Origin of the sequence: Solibaculum intestinale (assembly GCF_040096205.1) — a bacterium.
In the GTDB taxonomy this organism is placed as follows: domain Bacteria; phylum Bacillota; class Clostridia; order Oscillospirales; family Acutalibacteraceae; genus Solibaculum_A; species Solibaculum_A intestinale.
Map to the genome: position 1 here is coordinate 1 of NZ_JBBMFD010000058.1, position 1,651 is coordinate 1,651.

Genomic DNA, 1,651 nt, shown 5'->3' on the forward strand with positions numbered 1-1,651 from the left:
ACAAAGACTGAACCGAAAGGCTCAGCCTTTCGCACCTTGAAAACTGAACAAAGGCAAGTAAAGCGAGAAGACAGAAAAGTTGTTTTAATGATTAAAACTGCAATTTTGCTTTGAGACGAAAGAAGAACCAAGGATTCATCACAAGGTCAAGCTAAGAAGAGCGCAGGGAGGATGCCTTGGCACCAGGAGCCGAAGAAGGACGCAGCTAACTGCGAAAAGCCACGGGGAGCCGTAAGCAGGCATTGATCCGTGGATGTCCGAATGGGGCAACCCGGCTGGAGTCAAGTCCAGTCACCGTATACTGAATACATAGGTATACGGAGGGAACCGCCTGAACTGAAACATCTAAGTAGGGCGAGGAAGAGAAATCAACCGAGATTCCGCAAGTAGTGGCGAGCGAACGCGGAAGAGGCCAAACCAAGAGTAGCAATACTCTTGGGGTTAGGACAGCGACATGTAGCCTTAAGTTTAGCAGAATGGCATGGGAAGGCCAACCGCAGAGGGTGAGAGTCCCGTAAGCGAAAAGCGAGAGGCGCTAGCTGGATCCAGAGTACCACCGGACACGTGAAACCCGGTGGGAAGATGGGGGGACCACCCTCCAAGCCTAAATACTACCTGGTGACCGATAGCGAATAGTACTGTGAAGGAAAGGTGAAAAGCACCCCGGGAGGGGAGTGAAATAGAACCTGAAACCCTGTGCTTACAAGCACCGAGAGCCCGTCAAAGGGTGATCGGGTACCTTTTGTAGAATGGTCCGGCGAGTGAGTGTAGCAAGCGAGGTTAAGGTCTTAAGGACTGGAGCCGCAGGGAGACCGAGTCTTAATAGGGCGTCAAGTTTGTTGCATTCGACCCGAAACCGGGTGACCTATCCATGGCCAGGTTGAAGTGGAGGTAAAACTCCATGGAGGACCGAACCGACTCCCGTTGAAATGGTAGCGGATGAGCTGTGGATAGCGGAGAAATTCCAATCGAACCCGGAGATAGCTGGTTCTCTCCGAAATAGCTTTAGGGCTAGCCTCATATGAATATTACCGGAGGTAAAGCACTGAATGGACTAGGGGCCGAGAGGTTACCGAACCCTATCAAACTCAGAATGCCGGATAATAATGTATGGGAGTCAGACTATGTGAGATAAGTTTCATAGTCGAAAGGGAAACAGCCCAGACCCACAGCTAAGGTCCCCAAACAGGTTTAAGTGGAAAAGGATGTGGGGTTGCACAGACAACCAGGATGTTGGCTTAGAAGCAGCCACTCATTTAAAGAGTGCGTAATAGCTCACTGGTCGAGTGACCCTGCGCCGAAAATTTAACGGGGCTAAAATCTGTACCGAAGCTTGGGATGCATTTGATGCATGGTAGGAGAGCGTTCCATACGGGGTGAAGCGGTAGCGGAAGCGGCCGTGGACTGTATGGAAGAGAGAATGCCGGAATGAGTAGCGCGAAATATGTGAGAATCATATTGGCCGAAAGCCTAAGGTTTCTGGAGGAAGGTTCGTCCGCTCCAGGTAAGCCGGGAGCTAAGGTGAGGCCGAAAGGCGTAGCCGATGCACATACGGTGGAAATTCCGTAGCCGTCAAAAGATTTAAGCAAAGGGACACTTTGAAAGGGCATGACCCGGGCGTTGGTAGACCCGGGCGTAAGGGAGACGAATT

1 rRNA gene is annotated in these 1,651 nt (G+C 51.2%); it reads left to right on the plus strand.

The window, feature by feature from the left end:
- Positions 1-144 precede the first annotated feature (144 nt).
- Positions 145-1,651 (plus strand): 23S ribosomal RNA (locus WMO26_RS13485); the annotation flags it as partial.